Raw genomic sequence first — 18534 nt, 5'->3', positions numbered from 1 at the left:
TCTCCGCGGTTGGCAACAACATCCTCTAGATGCTGTTGCTTATAGTATGGACAAGGATCAACCTGCCTATACACATGTTTGATCAAGATTAGCGTTCATTGTTTGAAAGAATGCTTTATGTTAAGATAGGGTTGATTTTTTTCTATGTACATAGCGGCGTCCGGCCGGATAAGAAAACAAAATAGCTTTTAGAAAAAGTGGTGTGGAACATGAGAGTAATTTCTGGATCAAAAAAAGGCCGTTCACTAAAGGCTGTGCCGGGAACGTCAACAAGACCGACAACCGATAAAGTGAAGGAATCCATTTTCAATATGATCGGCCCTTATTTTGACGGGGGCAGGGGACTGGACTTATTCGCGGGAAGTGGAGGTCTTGGAATCGAAGCGCTTTCACGAGGGTTTGAGCATTGCATATTCGTTGACCGTGATTTTAAAGCAATTCAAACGGTCAAATCAAACTTAAAATCGCTGGAGCTTACAAAACACGCACAGGTATACCGCAATGATGCGGAACGGGCTTTGCAAGCTGCTGCAAAAAGAGAAACCGGCTTTCGGGGAATTTTTCTTGATCCGCCATATAAGGAACAAAGGCTGAAAGCGCTTTTAACGATGATTGATGAATATCAGATGCTGGAAGACGGCGGCTTTATCGTTGCTGAACATGACAGAGAGGTCGAGCTTCCCGAAACCGTAGGAAATCTTGTTATGACAAGAAAAGAAATCTATGGGCTAACAGGTGTAGCGATTTATAAAAAGAGGGGGTAGTGATGTGGCGAGTATAGCTGTCTGTCCCGGCAGTTTTGATCCGGTGACCTACGGGCATCTGGACATTATCAGACGCGGGGCGCATATTTTTGAACAAGTGTATGTGTGTGTATTGAATAACTCTTCAAAAAAACCTTTGTTTAGTGTTGAAGAGCGGTGTGAGCTTCTGAGAGAAGTGACAAAGGACATTCCGAATATAACAGTTGAAACGTCGCAAGGACTGTTAATTGATTATGCCAAACGAAAAAATGCGAAAGCGATTTTAAGAGGTTTGAGAGCAGTGTCTGATTTTGAATATGAGATGCAGGGGACATCTGTTAACCGTGTGCTTGATGAATCCATTGAGACGTTTTTTATGATGACAAACAATCAATATTCGTTTTTAAGTTCAAGCATCGTCAAAGAAGTGGCAAAATACAATGGCTCTGTATCAGAATTTGTGCCGCCGGAAGTAGAGCTGGCGCTTCAGCAAAAATTCAGACAAGGATGAGGGGGGTTGGACTCATCCTTTTTTTGTGCCGTTTGTCAGTCTGTAAGTAAAAATGATAATGTACGTAAACAGCGCGCATAATGTGACAGCAGGTCCAATTTGTACAAGCAGATTCCAGCCGTTTATCAGTGCTGTTGGCATTTCGCCGCTATGAAGGGATTTGAACACATTCTGATACGGATCATTCCATGCCGTGTATAGAGGCTTCCATAAAAGCATGACGAAGACAGCGGCATACACGCCCTGCAGCAAACGCGCGATAAAAAATGGTTTAAATCTGATATCGGTTTCCGATAAAATACCTGCCACCTGAGCTTGAACGGAAAAGCCGCTAAACCCGAGAATAAAGCTGACGATAATGGCTTTTTGCAGAAGAGTAACGTCTGTCTCGCTGACAAGTTTGCTTCCTAATGTGATTTCAAACATTCCTGATAATAGAGGGATGTCCAGTTGAGCCGGAAGCTGAAACAAGGTCAGCGCGCCTTTTGTGAATACAGACAGAATATCAGTCAGCTGCACCACGGATAACAGCCTGTTAAAGACAGAAAACAAAATAATAAACCCGCCCACCATAAGAAGGGTTTGAACAGAAGAGGTTACGGCATCGCCTAAAATTTTGCCCAAAGGCCGTTTTTCCGCAAGTCTGGCGGTATGCAGAGCGTGCAAGGCATCTTTGATCGAAGGAAAAGGTATTGTATTTTTTCCTCTGAGGTGCTGCTCTTCCTTGCGTCCATATGAACGCATCGTTAAACCGACAGCCAGATTCCCCAAATAGTGTGCAGCGGCTAATAAAATGCCCAATGACGCGTTTTGAAAGAAACCGACGGCAACAGCGCCAAAAATAAAGAGCGGATTTGAAGAGTTGGTAAACGACGCAAGCCGTTCTGCTTCTACTCTTGAAATCTGTTTTTCCTGCCGAAGACGGGCAGTGAGTTTAGCTCCCGCCGGATTTCCTGATGCCATCCCCATTGCAAGAACGAAGCCGCCGACACCCGGCACCCGGAAGATCGGCCGCATAAAAGGTTCAAGCAATACACCGACAAACCGCACAATGCCAAAACCGATTAAGAGTTCAGACAGAATAAAAAATGGCAGCAATGACGGAAACACAACCTCCCACCACATAGAAAGCCCGGTTTTAGAGGCTTCGAATGAAGCCTGTGGATGTGAGATGACAGTCGCTGTTAAAAAAAGAAAAAACGAAGCAATTAAAAGTGTATGAATCTTCGACAAGTTCATTCTTACCTCCCCGATGCTAAAAATGCCCAATAACATGAATATCATGATAAAATATGTATGACACGAAACGGCCAAGCAGTACCTGTCCTCTTGAATCTTTGTACTAATATACGAGCATAGGGGTTCAGTTTAGACCATAGAATTCGGTATACAGGGAATTCAGGCAGGAGGTTAACGCGTTGGCTAAACCTAAAATCGGCTTGGCGTTAGGATCGGGAGGGGCCAGAGGGCTCGCTCATCTCGGTGTGCTCTCCAGTTTACATAAGCATCACATTAAAGTGGATATGATTGCCGGGAGCAGCATGGGCGCTTTGGTAGGCAGTTTCTATGCAGCCGGCCATGACGTAGCCACGATGAAAAAAGTCGCTAAAGCCTTTAAACGTCGGCTTTATGCTGATTATACAGTTCCAAGACTCGGTTTTTTAAAAGGCGATCGCGTCAGGCAGCTTGTGCATGCTTATACATTCGGAAAACCGATCGAAGAGCTTCAAATCCCGCTGGGCATTGTTGCGTGTGATTTACAGACAGGAGAAAAGATTGTGTTCCGAAAGGGTTCGGTGTCAGATGCGGTGCGGGCCAGCATCAGCATACCGGGTATCTTTATTCCGCAGAAGCTGGACGGGCGGCTGCTTGTGGACGGCGCGGTCGTCGACCGAATTCCGGTTTCGGTTGTCAAAGACATGGGGGCTGATGTTATCATCGCTTCAGATGTCTCCAGAGTTCGAAAAACCGAAACGGCGGGGCATATTTTTGATGTGATTATGCAAAGTATGGATATACTGCAAAATGAATTGGTGCGGCATCAGACGATCGCCGCGGATATCATGATTCGCCCTTCTCTTGAAACATACAGCTCAAGCTCGTTTGCCAATATTGAAGCAATGATAGCGGCAGGCGAGGAGGCGACAAATCAAATGATCAGCAATATAAGAAAAGAAATAGAGAATTGGGAGGGCTCATAATTTGCTTCGTAAAAAACATTTTAGCTGGATGCTTGTCATCCTCATTCTGATTGCCGTTTTATCATTTATAAAACTTCCATACTATATTACAAAACCGGGAGAAGCGACAGAGCTTGCTTCACTGATAAAAGTGGAGGGAGGCTATCCGGAAACGGGGAGTCTGTCGTTAATGACTGTCAAAGTGGGGCCGGCTAATCCGTTTACATATGTGTGGGCAAAGATGCACCCTTATTATGAAATTGTTCCTGATGAAAGCATCAAGGAAGAAGGGGAATCAGATAAGGAGTATATGAAAAGGCAGCTCCAAATGATGCAGAGCTCGCAAGAAAACGCGGTTATAGCCGCCTATCAAAAGGCAGGAAAAAAAGTCAGCTATTCGTTTAACGGCATATACGCCAGCTCAGTTGTAGAAAACATGCCTGCAAAAGGGAAAATAGAAGTCGGTGATAAAATCATCAGTGCAGACGGCAAAAACTATCAGTCTGCTGAAAAGCTGATTGATTATATCAGCAGCAAAAACGCGGGAGATAAAGTACGGTTGAAAATCGAAAGAGAAGAAAAAGAAAAGCGTGTCACCCTTACATTAAAACAATTTCCTGATGAGCCGGATCGCGCAGGAATCGGCGTTTCGCTCTATACGGACAGAAACGTCAAAGTGGAGCCTGATATTGATTTTGAAATCGAAAATATTGGCGGCCCGTCAGCAGGGTTAATGATGTCTCTTGAAATCTATAATCAGCTGACAAAACCAGACGAGACAAAAGGCTACGATATTGCGGGAACCGGTACGATTGATGTTGACGGAACAGTAGGCCCGATCGGCGGCATTGATCAAAAAGTCGTCGCCGCAGACAAAGCCGGAAAAGACATTTTCTTCGCGCCAAATCAAAACGGCGCCAGCAATTCCGATTATAAAAACGCAGTAAAAACAGCAAAAGATATTGATTCAGATATGAAGATTGTGCCTGTTGATAAGATTCAGGACGCGATTGATTATTTGAATAAGCTGAAAGCGAAAAGCACCTGATATTCTCAGGTGCTTTTCTATATATTAAAAAAACGTTGTTCATCCTCGTCATATCGAATCGGTGCATGCCCGTATTCCTGCAGGTCAAATTCAGTTCTCAGCGGTTCTTCTATCGCCAGGCTGTAGATTTTGCTTGCTTTTATATCCAGATCGAGTACAGGATGGGAGAATGAGGACAGTTTGCTGACAAGCGGAACAGACAGCGCTTTTTTCTTTTCCGCTAAATAAGCCTGTCCTTTTTTCGTCATGCCAAGAAGCCTAATATACGGCACCTCTTTATCGGCAAGCAGATTATGCATCTCCTGTTTGTTTGCCCTGTTTAAAATGTGCGTGTTCATCCGCTGGAGCCTTGTCCACGTATAACGTTTCGTTTTCAGCAGCTGCATAAATTCCTGGTAGGAGCTGGCTTTTCTGATCGAACGAAGAATTCTGTGCTCTAAGCCTTCCTCCACCTCGTATACTTGCTGTAATTCCTGTGCTGTTACGATCGACAGGCTGTATTTTAAGTAAGAAAAATAGCTTTCAGGTGTATGCCACAGTCCGAAAGATTTTCGGTAATGTGCTAATTCACTTACAGATGTATCAGGAAGAAAACGAAGGCAGGCTTCAAGACTCTGTTCAAACATGGCTTTTCTGATGCTTGTGGCGCTTGCGATATGGTTTTCGCCTTCAGGAAGGTCAGCATCATGATAGTCCGAGGAAATGCGCGCTGTGGTAGAAGGTTTCATTGAGTATCCCCCGGAAAGAATGGACGTGACATAATGATATCCCAGAATGTTGTTTGGTTTTGACAAATCAAGTGCGTTTTCAGTATGTAAAATGGATCTGAAGGCGATAGCTGCTGCGGCTGGGTAACTGGCCCCCTTTTTAAGTTCTTCCTTGACACATTGATCAAACGTATCCTTATGCTCATCAATAAGCTTTGCTGTTTCTAAAAACGGCGCAATATCACCATTTTCGCTTCCGAAAAAAAGCGCCTCGCACCCAAGTTTATTCAGGGTGGAAACACTGCCGCGCGCAAAAATCTCCGCTTTTTGCACCGCATAAAGATAGGGCAGCTCAATGACCAGGTCGATTCCGCTTTGCAGAGCCATTTTTGTACGGGCCCACTTTGACACAACCGCCGGCTCGCCGCGCTGTAAAAAATGTCCGCTCATGACAGCAACAGCCGTGTCACATCCGGTTTGCCGCTTTGCTGTTTGGGCATGATAAAGGTGACCGTTATGGAAGGGATTATATTCAACCACCAATCCGACAGCTTTCATATTTTTTCCGCCTTTCTTGCTATGTTTCAAAACGTATGGTACATTTGCTGATGAAAACTCTTACGCCTTATATTTATTTTAAGTGTATGCATCGCATATGCCGCTGTCAACGATACGTCAATGGCAGCATTATGCTGTAAAGAAAAAATATTGACAAAAACAATCTTAAAAGCTATAATCATGTTTGTTGCTTTCATGAGGTGATACAAATGAAATGGACGATTTATCAGCTGCATCAAATGCCGAACCAAAGTTTTGAGTTTGATGAAACAGTTGAGTTACATGAGCTGACAAAGGTGAATTCTGACATTCGCCGCATTTCTCCCGTTCGGGTGAAGGGCAGAGCGGATATCAAATCCAAACAGGTTTCGTTTGATTTTACAATTTCAGGCGAAATGATTTTGCCATGCTCAAGAACACTCGTTGATGTTCCGTATCCATTTGAAATTTCAACAAAAGAACTGTTTATATTTCATCAGACGGATGATATAGAAGATGATGACGTTCACATTGTTGAGGACGATGCTATCGACTTAACTCCGATCGTGAAAGAAGAAATTCTTTTAGAAATCCCTATGCAAATCTTTTGTGAATCTGAACAAGAAAAAGGAGCTGCTCCTCAAGAAGGAAAGGACTGGCAAGTCATTTCGGAGGAAGACAAGAAGAATCAAGTTGATCCAAGACTTGCAGCCCTAGAAAAGCTCTTAAAACAAGATGATGAATCTTAACTCTTTAAGGAGGTGGGAATAATGGCTGTACCTTTTAGAAGAACTTCTAAAATGAAGAAAAGATTGCGCCGTACACATTTCAAACTTAATGTACCTGGTATGACAGAATGTCCGTCATGCGGAGAGATGAAATTGTCTCACCGTGTATGCAAAGCATGCGGATCATACAACGGCAAAGACATAAATGTAAAAAGTAACTAATAAGAAAAGCGCTGGGTGAAAGCCCTGCGCTTTTTCTTTTTCTCTCCTTGTCAGCTTGCGGAAAATTTGTGAGTGCAAATAGTCTATCTAATCTATTACCGGCATATGTATGAGATAAATAAGCTGACATGGAGGGAGATTGAATTTGACCATTACAAGACAAGATGCTTGGACTCAGGATGAGGATTTGCTGCTGGCAGAAGTAGTGCTTCGTCATATTCGAGAGGGAGGAACACAGCTATCCGCCTTTGAGGAGGTTGGAAGGGCGCTGACCAGAACCGCGGCAGCATGCGGGTTCAGATGGAACTCATATGTGAGAAAACAATACCAATCAGGCATAGAGCTTGCGAAAAAGCAGAGGAAAGAACTGAGAAAACAAATCGGCGTTCATTCGGTCAATATGCCGAATTCCGTCAAGCAGACTGCCGCGGCACCGTCAGCAGAAGGAAAACGAGATTTGTCCATTCAGGATGTCATTCAATTTCTTGAACAATTCAAAGAAACGCCGTCTGTGCATGAATTTCAGCTTGAAAGGGAAAAACTGCAGGAGGAAATCAAATCGCTGCAAAAAGAGCTTGAGGATGTACGGAGTGAAAACCAAACATTGAGGAACCAGCTAGAGATGACAGAAGAGGATTACAAGGCACTGATCGATATTATGGATCGGGCCAGAAAAATGGTTGTTTCAAAAGAAGACGGAAGAATGAAAAAAGCGGCTCAAGAAACGTAAGGAACGCCTGAAATGAACCGGCCATAGAGTGTGTATAGGCCGGTTGTTTTTATTTCTATGCAGACTCTCCCGGTGTCATTTCTTGGTCCATATCAGGATGCCAGATGAGCGGGTTTTCCCCTTTATCCCGCGCCATATCATATTTAACAGCTTCAAAATTCATTTTATTCCAAAATTCCGCTGATTTCATTCGCGGATTTGTCCGTATCGGCATGTTGAATGATTTTGCGAATTCAACCAGCGCTTTTCCATATCCCCTCTTTTGGTAGCCCGGAAGAACCTCAAGCTTCCACAGCTCCAAATAATCCTGACGGTTGTCGAAATAAGGATTCGATTTGCCGTTAACTTGATATAGGCTCATTCGCGCTACAAGTTTATCCCCAAAATAAATCCCGTAAAAAGGCGAGGTGCTGTCATTTTCAATAATATTATCCTGAAGATCTTCAAGCATGGACAGTTCCTGAATGCCATATTCTTTGAACCTTTTGAATTCTTCAAGCGTTTTATAGTTGACGAGCAGACGTTCTACCTTTACCATTCCAATCTCCCCCTTTGTTGTTTCTACATATATTGTAAACGTTTTATTTAAAAAATCCAAATATTTAAATTTTGATTTTAAGCACACGGAATCTTTGAGAAGTAATTTTTTCGTACTTCTGCTATGATAATACGTAAATGTTAAATTGGGTGTGACAACATGAAAATTGGGATTATTGGCGGAGGCTCCGTCGGTCTTTTATGCGCCTATTATTTTTCACTTCATCACGAGGTGACTGTTGTGACGAGGCGGGAAGAGCAGGCTGCGGCTATTCAGTCGGAAGGGGTCCGGCTTGATAGAGGCGGAGAAGAATTCAGCACTGATTGCAATGCGGACACGAGTCTGAATTCGGATTTCGATCTTCTTGTCGTGACAGTGAAGCAGCATCAGCTTCAGTCTGTTTTTTCGTTGTTTGAACGGGTCGGGAAAACGAATATATTGTTTTTGCAAAATGGCATGGGGCATATCCACGATTTGAAAGACTGGCGCGTCGGACATTCCATTTATGTTGGAATCGTTGAGCACGGAGCTGTAAGAAAATCAGATACAGTTGTTGAACATACCGGCTTGGGTGCGATAAAATGGAGCACGTTCGACGACGCTGAACCAGATCGACTTAACACTTTGTTTCAGCATAATCATTCGGATTTTCCAATTCGTTATGAGGCGGATTGGTACCGCTTGCTGACGGGCAAGCTGATTGTAAATGCTTGTATCAATCCATTAACCGCGTTACTGCAGGTGAAAAATGGAGAGTTGCTGACAACCCCCGCTTATCTGGCTTTTATGAAGCTGGTTTTTCAGGAGGCATCCCGCATTTTAAGGCTTGAAAACGAAGAAGAGGCTTGGGAGCGGGTTCTGGCCGTTTGCGGGCAAACAAAAGAAAACCGTTCTTCTATGCTGGTTGATATTATCGAAGGCCGGCAGACGGAAGCTGACGCCATTATCGGATATTTATTGAAGGAAGCAAGCCTTCAAGGCCTTGATGCTGTTCACCTTGAGTTTTTATATGGGAGCATTAAAGCTTTGGAGCGAAATACAAACAAAGTCTTTTGAGCTTTTTCGGTAACATGCTATACTCATTTCGGATAACTAACTATTTATTGGAGAAAGGAAGTTCTAGAAGATGCAGCTAACTGAACTTTCCATCAAAAATCAGAACGTGTTTGTACAGCACTATATAGATGGCAAAGAAGAAATGTCTTCTTTTTTTGATTACAGCATTCATCATAAGGACATATGGCGCGACAGACTGAAAGACTTATCCTCCCGGTTTTTCGCAAGAGAGGAATTGGCGGCGTACTTATCCTCCTACCATCATAAATTTGGTTCGAGTGCCATGCAGTCTGCTATTGAGAAGCTGAAGGATCCGTCAAGTGCCGCTGTTGTCGGCGGACAGCAGGCCGGACTTTTAACAGGGCCGCTTTATACTATACATAAAATCATTTCAATCATTGTGTTAGCAAAGGAACAAGAAAAGCAGCTGCAAGTGCCTGTCATACCGATTTTTTGGGTGGCCGGAGAAGACCACGATTTGGATGAGATTAATTTTGTCCATACATCTGGAGAGAATGGTCCTGCGAAGACAAAGCTGGCCCAGTCTTATTGGAAGAAATCTTCGGCAGCGAGCACATCGCTTGATCAGGAAAAATGCGCCGCATGGGTCGATGATGTATTTGCCGCTTTTGAAGAAACAGATCATACGAATGCACTTCTCGACAACGTGAAACGATGTTTAAGGGAATCTGTTACATTCACTGATTTCTTTGAACTGCTGATCGCGGATCTGTTCCAAGAGGAGGGATTGGTGTTATTAAATTCTGGAGATCCGGGGATTAAAAAGCTGGAAACGGCCATGTTCCAAAAAATTCTTCAGGAAAATGATAAACTCGCCCTTGCTGTTTCAGATCAGCAGGCCTTCATGCGTGAAGCTGGCTACAAACCCATTATTGAGTCCGGAAAAGAGCAGGCGAATCTGTTTTATGAATATGAAGAAGAGCGTTTTTTAATTGAAAAAGACAACGGCCGTTTTGTCATAAATGAGCTTGATCTCGCATGGACGATGGATGAACTTTATACACATATAGAAGAACATCCTGAGCGCTTCAGCAATAATGTTGTAACGAGACCGTTAATGCAGGAATATCTCATTCCGACTTTAGCCTTTATTGCAGGACCCGGAGAAATCAACTATTGGGGCGAGCTCAAACAGGCCTTTCGGGTGATGGGCTTCAACATGCCTCCTGTTATGCCAAGGCTGAACATCACGATACTTGAACGGCATATTGAGAAAAAGTTGCTTGAACGGAATATCTCATTACAAGACGTGATTGAACGCGGAACGGAGAATCAAAGAGAGACATACTTTGAGCGCCAGATTCCAGAAGAGTTTACCGCGGTCATAGATCAGGCAAAAAACCAAATTGAAGCGATTCACAAAACAGTCCGCCAGGAGGCGTTAAAGGTTGACCAAAGCATGGAGCCTTTACTCCTGAAGAATGCCGCTTTTATTCAGGATCAGCTACAGTTCTTAGAGCGGACAGTGACAAAGCGAATTGAAGAAAAAGAAGGCTGCGTCCTAAAGGATTATGAGAGAATCCAAAATAGCATTAAGCCGATGCTTGCGCCGCAAGAGCGAATTTGGAATATCATGTATTATTTAAACAGGTACGGCCCAAAATTCTTCATTTCATTCAAGAATCTGCCATTTTCTTTTCAAAATCAACATCAAGTTGTCAAACTTTGAAATAAAGTTTTAAAGAACCCTGACTAGTTCAGGGTTTTTTTTTATGGGTAAACAGTGTAAAATGAAGTTGTGGAGAGAAGTGGTGGATAGTGGTGAGTTAAGGAGAGAAAGTGGGGCAAGAGATCATGTTTATGGGTGAATATCAGCATACCATCGATGCGAAGGGCCGCATGATCGTACCCGCTAAATTCAGAGATGGCCTTGGCGAGCAGTTTGTGCTGACCAGAGGGCTTGACCAATGTCTCTTCGGCTACCCTATGCACGAATGGAAACAAATTGAAGAAAAACTAAAAGCTCTTCCTCTCACTAAGAAAGATGCCCGCGCGTTTACCCGTTTCTTCTTTTCAGGGGCGACCGAATGCGAACTGGACAAGCAAGGCAGGGTAAATATTGCATCATCTCTATTGAATTACGCCAAACTGGAAAAAGAATGTGTTGTTATCGGGGTTTCTAATCGAATTGAATTGTGGAGTAAAGTAATTTGGGAACAATACACAGAAGAGCAAGAAGATTCATTTGCTGAAATTGCTGAAAACATGATTGGGTTTGATATATAATGATTCTTCGTGTATAACACTCTACAAATAATTTCAATTCATCCTGATAAAAGGTGGGACCAACACAATATGTTTCAACACAAGACAGTACTTCTTCGTGAAACCGTAGACGGGCTCAATATTAAACCGGACGGTACATATGTAGACTGCACACTCGGCGGAGCTGGGCACAGTACATACTTATTGCAACAGTTATCCGAGAAGGGGCGTTTAATCGCTTTTGACCAAGACGATACGGCGTTACAGCATGCGAAAGAAACGTTGTCCAATTATAAAGGGCAGCTCATTCTGATCAAAAGCAATTTCAGGTATTTAAAAGAATGTTTGAATGAACAAGGCATTACAGAAGTAGACGGTATTTTATTTGATTTAGGGGTGTCCTCGCCGCAGTTGGATACACCGGAACGCGGATTCAGTTACCATCATGACGCACCGTTGGACATGAGGATGGACCAGTCGGCCACGCTTACGGCGAAAGAAGTCGTTAATGAGTGGCGCTATGAGGATCTCGTCCGTATTTTCTTTAAATACGGCGAAGAGAAGTTCAGCAAACAGATCGCCAGAAAAATTGAGGAGGCAAGAATCAAATCTCCTATTCAAACTACGGGCCAACTGGTCGATCTAATAAAAGACGCGATTCCCGCTCCAGCGAGAAGGAGCGGAGGACATCCCGCAAAACGCGTGTTTCAGGCAATCAGAATTGCCGTGAACGATGAACTGAAAGTGTTTGAAGAGGCATTGGAGCAGGCGATTGAGGTTCTGAAACCAGAAGGAAGGGTATCAGTCATTACCTTCCACTCGCTTGAAGATAGAATCTGCAAAACCACTTTTAAAGAAAAGTCGTCGCTTCCAGAACTTCCTCCGGGTCTTCCTGTCATACCGGCAGAGTTTGAACCAGAGCTGAAGCTCATCACACGTAAACCGATTACGGCATCCCAAGAAGAGCTTGAAGAAAACAATCGGGCCCGTTCTGCGAAGCTCCGGATTGCCGAAAAAAGAAAATAACGAAACGCGAAGGCAAAATGAAAAGGAGGTCATCAGCCTATGAGCAATTTAGCTTACCAACAAGAGAAACAGCAGCGGCATGCGATCAGACCTGAGAAAAAAGTGATTGTCAAGAAAAGGGCTTCCATTACTCTCGGAGAAAAAGTGCTTCTTGTCCTCTTTGCTTCGGTGGTGCTCTGCGTATCGCTTTTGATCGTATCGAAGGCGTATGCAGCATATCAAACCAATATTGAGGTACAAAAACTTGAGGAGCAAATTTCATCCGAAAACAAGCAAATTGGTGACCTCGAAAAAACCGTTGCTGATTTAAGCAAACCGCAGCGCATCATGGACATTGCGGAAAAAAACGGCTTGAATTTAAAAGATAAAAAAGTGAAAAACATACAGGAATGATCCAAATGCCAAAAAAGAATAAATTTATGAATAGAGGAGCGGCGATTCTAAGTATTTGTTTCGCTCTCTTTTTCTTTGTCATCCTGGGGAGAATGGCATACATTCAAATAACCGGAAAAGCAAATGGTGAAGTGCTTGCGACAAAAGCGACAGAACAGCATGAAAAGAAACGGACCATCGAAGCAAGCCGCGGCTCGATTTTAGACCGAACCGGAAAAGTGATTGCAGAGGACACAGCGACGTATAAGCTGATCGCTATTCTCGATGAAAAAATGACCACTGATAAAAAGCACCCTCAGCATGTTCAAAACAAAGAAAAAACGGCGGAAGCGCTGTCTAAAGAGATAAAGATGGACAAAGCTGACCTCCTTGATATCTTAAACAAGGATGCAAAACAAGTGGAGTTCGGTTCAGCGGGGCGGGATATCACGTATTCTCAAAAGAAAAAAATTGAAAAGCTAAAACTTCCCGGCATTTCATTTTTACGAGATACAAAACGTTTCTATCCAAACGGTGTTTTTGCATCTAATTTAATCGGCTATGCCGAGGTTGATCGAGATACAAATGAAATTTCCGGCGCGATGGGACTAGAAAAGGTACTGGATAAGTATTTGAAAGAGCAGGACGGATATGTGACTTATGAAAGCGACAAATCCGGCTGGGAGCTCCCGAACAGCAAAAATAAAATTTCAGCGCCAAAAAATGGAGACAATGTTTATTTAACCATTGACCAGAAAATTCAAACCTTTCTGGAAGACAGCATGACAAAAGTGGCGAAAAAATATAACCCGAAAAAAATCATGGCCGCAGTCGTCGATCCGAAAACGGGCAAAGTGCTTGCCATGGGACAGCGCCCAAGCTTTGATCCGAACAAACGCGATGTGACAAACTACTATAATGATTTGATTTCATATGCGTATGAACCTGGTTCAACGATGAAGATTTTTACACTTGCTGCTGCGATGCAGGAAAACGTGTTTAATCCGAATGAAAAATACAAATCCGGTACGTTTGAAGTTGGCGGGGAACCTGTGAGGGATCATAATCAGGGTGTAGGCTGGGGGCCGACAACGTATCATGACGGCGTCCTAAGATCGTCTAATGTTGCATTTGCGAAACTGGCGAAAGAAAAGCTGGGGTACGATCGCCTCAATCAGTATTTACACAAATTCAATTTGGATCAAAAAACAGGTATTGATTTGCCTGGAGAAGTCTCAAGTAAAATCAACTTTAAGTATGAATTCGATAAAGCATCAACCGCATATGGCCAAGCGTCTGCTGTTACACCAATTCAGCAGCTTCAGGCCGCAACAGCAATAGCAAATGACGGCAAAATGATGAAACCTTATGTCATTGACCATATTATTGATCCGGACTCAGATAAAACCGTCTATCAAAATAAGCCGGAATCAGCCGGAACTCCAATTTCTGCAAGCACTGCGAAAAAAGTGCGAGATATTTTGGGAGAAGTCGTTACATCGAAAATCGGAACAGGGAAGCCCTATAAAATTGAAGGGTTTGATGTTGCCGGAAAAACAGGTACTGCACAAATAGCAGGTAAAGGCGGATATTTGGACGGAACAGATAACTATATCTTTTCGTTTATGGGTATGGCTCCGAAAGATGATCCTGAGCTTTTGATTTATGTTGCTGTACAGCAGCCGCAGTTAAAAGCGGGACAAAGCAGTTCAGACCCAGTTTCTGAAATCTTCAACCCAACAATGAAAAACAGCCTGCACTACCTGAACATCGAACCGACTGAAAAATCTGACTCGGATAAAGAAGAAACAAAAGCGCAGACGATGCCTGATTTGACAGATCAAACGGTAGCTGGTGCTCAAAAGAAAGCAAAGGAAGAGAATCTCACACCGGTTGTCATCGGCAGTGATGTCGCTGTAAAAGAACAGTATCCGAAAGCGGATGAGGAGGTTCTAACCAATCAGAAGGTCTTCCTGAAAACGGGCGGAAAAATCAAAATGCCTGATATGACTGGCTGGTCGAGAAGAGAGGTTCTTCAGTACGGCGAACTGGCGGGGATTCATATGGAAGTAAGCGGACAAGGCTACGCTGTCAGCCAAAGCGTTAAAAAGGACAAAGAAATAAAAGACAAAACCGTCATCAAGGTGACGTTTAAAAACCCTGATTAAATAGAAAGAAAGCTTGCTGGGGATTTCCCCATTATGCAGGCTTTCTTTTTTTATACCTTCAGAGGAGCATCGTTCTACCTGTCCAAGTTCAGGCATAAAATGAAACAAGCTTAAATAAGGAGTGAACGGTCTCTTGCGCGTCTCGAATGTAACGGTTAGAAAACGTTTATTATTTGTTTTGCTTTTTGGCGTGATCGTGTTTCTGATCATTGATACAAGGCTGGGGTATGTTCAGTTTGTGATGGGGGAAAAACTGACTTCGCTAGCAAAAGATTCCTGGAGCAGGAACTTGCCGTTTGAGCCGGAGAGAGGCGAAATCCTGGATCGGAACGGTGTGAAGCTCGCAACAAACAAAAGTGCGCCGACCGTATTCGTCGTGCCGCGCCAAGTCCAAAACCCGATGAATACGAGCAAGCAGCTTGCGGCAGTTTTAAACATGTCAGAAGAAAAAGTATATAAGCATGTGACAAAAAAAGCGTCAATCGAAAAGATAACTCCTGAAGGGAGAAAGATTTCGAATGAAAAGGCGAAAGAAATCAAAGCGCTCGATTTAAAAGGAGTGTATGTTGCGGAGGACAGTATCCGCCATTACCCGTTCGGAAGCTTTTTATCTCATGTGCTCGGATTTGCTGGAATTGACAATCAAGGTCTCCTAGGTCTGGAAGCTTATTACGATGATGATTTAAAAGGGGAAAAGGGCTCTGTTAAGTTTTATACAGACGCCAAGGGGAAGAAAATGCCTGATGAAGCGGACGATTATACACCGTCTAAGGACGGGCTTGATCTGAAGCTGACGGTTGATTCAAAGGTTCAGACGATACTGGAAAGAGAGCTTGATAACGCTGAAGCTAAATATCATCCAGACGGTATGATTGCAGTGGCCATGAATCCGAAAAACGGAGAAATATTGGGAATGTCCAGCAGGCCTGACTTTGACCCGGCCGCTTATCAATCAGTCGATCCGTCCGTCTACAATCGGAATCTGCCGGTATGGAGCACGTATGAACCGGGATCTACCTTTAAAATTATTACACTTGCAGCAGCTCTTGAAGAGCAAAAGGTAAATTTGAAACGTGATCAATTTTTTGATAAAGGGCATGTGGAAGTGGACGGAGCGAGACTGCGGTGCTGGAAAAAAGGCGGGCACGGACTGCAAACGTTTCTAGAAGTTGTACAGAATTCCTGTAACCCGGGGTTTGTTGAATTGGGCGAGCGTCTAGGCAAGGATAAGCTTTTTAAATATATTAAAGACTTTGGTTTCGGCCAAAAAACAGGAATTGACCTGCAAGGTGAAGGAACAGGAATCTTATTCCCGCTTGACAGAGTAGGCCCGGTCGAGCAAGCGACTACAGCTTTCGGACAGGGAGTGTCCGTCACGCCGATTCAACAGGTTGCAGCCGTATCCGCCGCTGTAAACGGAGGAACGCTTTATACACCTTATATCGCAAAGGAATGGATTGACCCTGTAACGAAAAAAACGGTCAAAAAACAATCGCCAATCGCAAAGAAACAAGTCATTTCTGAGGGAACGTCCAAACAAATCCGCTATGCTTTAGAAAGTGTTGTCGCAGAAGGCACCGGCCGCAACGCGTTTGTAGAAGGATATCGTGTCGGCGGTAAAACGGGAACGGCACAAAAGGTTAAAGATGGAAAATACCTTGAAAACAACCACATTGTATCATTTATCGGTTTCGCTCCGGCTGATGATCCGAGTCTTGTCGTCTATGTCGCAGTGGATAACCCGAAAGGCACGATTCAATTTGGCGGAACGGTTGCAGCGCCTATTGTCGGGAATATGATGAGAGACAGCCTGCCGGAGCTTGGTGTGAAACCTCGTAAAAATCAAATCGAGAAAAAGTACCAATGGAACGACACAAAAACAGTAGAAGTTCCGAATGTTGTAGGGATGTCTGTCTCAGATCTTGAGTCGATTTTGGTGAATCTCAATGTGGATGCTTCCGGGAAAGGAAGCAAAATTGTGAAACAATCGCCGGCTGCCGGAACGAAAGTAAAAGAGGGCTCAAAGATACGAGTTTATTTGACTGAAGAGGATGAAAAGGAGGCAGCCGATTGATTCGGGCTGCCTATTATTTTATTGCAGAAAAATGCTGATATCTTTCAAGATTAGCTGGATGTATCCTTTTATTTACGCTAAAATATGAACTGTATGCTTAAAATCATTATCACATCATTTGACGTGACTTCAATGATAAAAAGAACGAATTAGAATGTTGAGAGGTTTGATACGATGAAACTAACAAAGCTGCTACGATACTTAACAACCGAACCTTCTGTAAACGACTCACAAGACCCTGAAATAACTTCAATTGAGATGGACTCCAGGGAAGTAAAGAAAGGGAGTCTTTTTGTATGTGTAAAAGGGTATACGGTGGATGGACATGATTTTGCCCAAAAAGCAGTAGAAAGCGGCGCAGCGGCTATTGTGGCAGAAAGAGAGCTTGATGTGGATGTGCCTGTCATTATTGTCCGGCAGTCACTGCGGGCGCTCAGCGTTCTGTCTGATGCGTTTTACGGACAGCCGACTAAGAAGCTTCAGCTGATCGGGATAACTGGCACAAACGGAAAAACATCAACGACCCACATGGTTGATGAGATTCTGAAAAAAGCGGGAAAACGCACAGGCTTGATCGGCACCATGTACATGAAAATCGGCGATGAAACACTTCCCGTTAAAAACACGACACCTGAAAGCGTCACGCTGCAGAAAACGTTTAAGAAAATGAATGACAAGCAAGTTGACACTGCCATCATGGAAGTTTCTTCTCACGCATTGTCTTTAGGACGTGTTCATGGCTGTGATTATGACATTGCCGTGTTTACGAATTTAACGCAGGACCATCTGGACTATCATAAAACGATGGATGAGTACCGACAGGCAAAAAGCCTGCTCTTTTCTCAGCTGGGCGGGGCTTTCAACCATGAACGTCCAAAGTGTGCCGTACTGAACGCTGACGATGAGGCGAGCGCTTATTTTGAAAAGGTGACCGCAGCGCATATTTCTACATACGGAATAAAAAACAACGCTGATGTAATGGCGAAAAACATCACGATCACGGCACAGGGCACAAGCTTTGATCTTGTGACCAACAAAGGCACTAAACATATCACCATGTCGCTCGTTGGACAGTTTAACGTGTATAACGTGCTGGCAGCTGTTACAACATGTATTGCAGCAGGCATACCGTTTGAAACGATCACTGAAGCGGTTCAAGAATTGCATGGTGTAAGAGGCCGATTTGAATTGGTGAATCAGCAGCAGGAGTTTCCGGTTATTGTTGATTACGCGCACACACCGGACAGCCTTGAAAATGTCCTGAAAACATGCAAAGACATGACAGAAGGAAAGCTCTTTGTCGTTGTCGGCTGCGGGGGAGACAGAGATAAGTCGAAACGCCCGAAAATGGCTAAAATCGCTGTGGAGCTGTCTGACGAGCCGATTTTTACTTCAGATAACCCGAGAAGTGAAGATCCTCGCGCGATTTTAAGAGATATGGAAGCCGGAGTAGAGAACGCATACTACCATAGCATTGCAAACCGCGAACAGGCGATCTTTTTCGCGATTGCCAATGCCAAAAAAGGCGACGTAGTCCTCATTGCAGGAAAAGGACATGAAACCTATCAGCAGATCGGAAACAAAACTTTCGATTTTGACGATGCTGAAGTGGCGGCGAGAGCGATTGTCGAACTCAATAAGAATAAGACAAATTCATAGGAAAGAGTG

General features: G+C 43.7%; 19 protein-coding genes. 15 read left to right on the top strand and 4 right to left on the bottom strand.

Translation table 11 applies throughout. The features are described 5' to 3' along the window. Positions 1-209: 209 nt before the first annotated feature. Entirely contained in the window at positions 210-764 is a 555-nt protein-coding gene (gene rsmD / locus BV11031_RS10455; RefSeq protein WP_010328042.1) for a 16S rRNA (guanine(966)-N(2))-methyltransferase RsmD, read from the top strand. 4 nt (positions 765-768) lie between these two features. Next, positions 769-1254 carry a pantetheine-phosphate adenylyltransferase gene (gene coaD, locus BV11031_RS10450; RefSeq protein WP_010328043.1) on the top strand — a complete coding sequence of 162 codons (486 nt, stop codon included), beginning with the start codon at positions 769-771 and terminating at the stop codon, positions 1252-1254. A gap of 12 nt (positions 1255-1266) precedes the next feature. Here coaD and spoVV read toward each other — a convergent pair whose 3' ends face one another. Continuing rightward, positions 1267-2493 (bottom strand): dipicolinic acid transporter SpoVV, encoded by a 1227-nt coding sequence (gene spoVV / locus BV11031_RS10445; protein ID WP_010328044.1) that lies wholly within the window; start codon positions 2491-2493, stop codon positions 1267-1269. Between the two features lie 179 nt (positions 2494-2672). On the opposite strand from spoVV, the gene BV11031_RS10440 reads away from it, so the two are divergent. Continuing rightward, positions 2673-3455, top strand: coding sequence for a patatin-like phospholipase family protein (locus BV11031_RS10440; protein WP_010328045.1), 783 nt, complete (start codon positions 2673-2675; stop codon positions 3453-3455). Between the two features lies 1 nt (position 3456). Continuing rightward, positions 3457-4482, top strand: coding sequence for a protease DdcP (ddcP, locus tag BV11031_RS10435; RefSeq protein WP_010328046.1), 1026 nt, complete (start codon positions 3457-3459; stop codon positions 4480-4482). A 17-nt stretch (positions 4483-4499) separates the two neighbouring features. Here the strand turns inward: ddcP and BV11031_RS10430 are convergent, their stop codons facing one another. Both BV11031_RS10430 and BV11031_RS10425 read right to left on the bottom strand, forming a co-directional pair. Further along, positions 4500-5747 carry a nucleotidyltransferase gene (locus tag BV11031_RS10430; protein WP_010328047.1) on the bottom strand — a complete coding sequence of 416 codons (1248 nt, stop codon included), beginning with the start codon at positions 5745-5747 and terminating at the stop codon, positions 4500-4502. Between the two features lie 26 nt (positions 5748-5773). Continuing rightward, a complete protein-coding gene (locus BV11031_RS10425) occupies positions 5774-5929 on the bottom strand; it encodes a hypothetical protein (RefSeq protein WP_052331635.1) in 156 nt (51 codons plus the stop codon). A gap of 27 nt (positions 5930-5956) precedes the next feature. Here BV11031_RS10425 and BV11031_RS10420 point away from each other — a divergent pair, with 27 nt between their 5' ends. The 3 genes from BV11031_RS10420 (at position 5957) to gerR (ending at position 7406) form a co-directional block, all read left to right on the top strand. Next, positions 5957-6475, top strand: coding sequence for a YceD family protein (locus BV11031_RS10420; protein WP_010328048.1), 519 nt, complete (start codon positions 5957-5959; stop codon positions 6473-6475). Between the two features lie 21 nt (positions 6476-6496). Continuing rightward, entirely contained in the window at positions 6497-6676 is a 180-nt protein-coding gene (gene rpmF / locus BV11031_RS10415; protein WP_003154457.1) for a 50S ribosomal protein L32, read from the top strand. Between the two features lie 145 nt (positions 6677-6821). Beyond that, positions 6822-7406, top strand: coding sequence for a sporulation-specific transcriptional regulator GerR (gene gerR, locus BV11031_RS10410; RefSeq protein WP_010328049.1), 585 nt, complete (start codon positions 6822-6824; stop codon positions 7404-7406). A 55-nt stretch (positions 7407-7461) separates the two neighbouring features. Here gerR and BV11031_RS10405 read toward each other — a convergent pair whose 3' ends face one another. Continuing rightward, positions 7462-7944 (bottom strand): N-acetyltransferase, encoded by a 483-nt coding sequence (locus BV11031_RS10405; RefSeq protein WP_010328050.1) that lies wholly within the window; start codon positions 7942-7944, stop codon positions 7462-7464. Positions 7945-8103: 159 nt separating this feature from the next. On the opposite strand from BV11031_RS10405, the gene BV11031_RS10400 reads away from it, so the two are divergent. From BV11031_RS10400 to BV11031_RS10365, 8 genes are all read left to right on the top strand, one after another. After that, positions 8104-9000 (top strand): 2-dehydropantoate 2-reductase, encoded by an 897-nt coding sequence (locus BV11031_RS10400; RefSeq protein ID WP_010328051.1) that lies wholly within the window; start codon positions 8104-8106, stop codon positions 8998-9000. Between the two features lie 70 nt (positions 9001-9070). Next, entirely contained in the window at positions 9071-10690 is a 1620-nt protein-coding gene (gene bshC, locus BV11031_RS10395) for a bacillithiol biosynthesis cysteine-adding enzyme BshC (protein ID WP_010328052.1), read from the top strand. Between the two features lie 125 nt (positions 10691-10815). Beyond that, complete coding sequence (mraZ, locus tag BV11031_RS10390; RefSeq protein ID WP_010328053.1) at positions 10816-11247, top strand: division/cell wall cluster transcriptional repressor MraZ; 432 nt, start codon at positions 10816-10818, stop codon at positions 11245-11247. Positions 11248-11316: 69 nt separating this feature from the next. Beyond that, positions 11317-12252: a 16S rRNA (cytosine(1402)-N(4))-methyltransferase RsmH gene (rsmH, locus tag BV11031_RS10385; RefSeq protein WP_010328054.1), complete on the top strand. Its 936-nt coding sequence runs from the start codon at positions 11317-11319 to the stop codon at positions 12250-12252. Positions 12253-12291: 39 nt separating this feature from the next. Beyond that, a complete protein-coding gene (ftsL, locus tag BV11031_RS10380) occupies positions 12292-12645 on the top strand; it encodes a cell division protein FtsL (RefSeq protein ID WP_010328055.1) in 354 nt (117 codons plus the stop codon). 5 nt (positions 12646-12650) lie between these two features. After that, on the top strand, positions 12651-14792 hold the full coding sequence (gene pbpB / locus BV11031_RS10375; RefSeq protein ID WP_010328056.1) for a penicillin-binding protein 2B: 2142 nt from the start codon (positions 12651-12653) through the stop codon (positions 14790-14792). 133 nt (positions 14793-14925) lie between these two features. Continuing rightward, positions 14926-16866, top strand: a complete 1941-nt coding sequence (locus BV11031_RS10370; RefSeq protein ID WP_010328057.1) for a stage V sporulation protein D — start codon at positions 14926-14928, stop codon at positions 16864-16866. A gap of 174 nt (positions 16867-17040) precedes the next feature. Then, complete coding sequence (locus tag BV11031_RS10365; protein ID WP_010328058.1) at positions 17041-18525, top strand: UDP-N-acetylmuramoyl-L-alanyl-D-glutamate--2,6-diaminopimelate ligase; 1485 nt, start codon at positions 17041-17043, stop codon at positions 18523-18525. The last annotated feature ends 9 nt before the right edge of the window (positions 18526-18534 follow it).

The organism is Bacillus vallismortis (assembly GCF_004116955.1).
Taxonomy (GTDB): domain Bacteria; phylum Bacillota; class Bacilli; order Bacillales; family Bacillaceae; genus Bacillus; species Bacillus vallismortis.
This window is presented reverse-complemented; position numbering and strand designations above follow the sequence as displayed.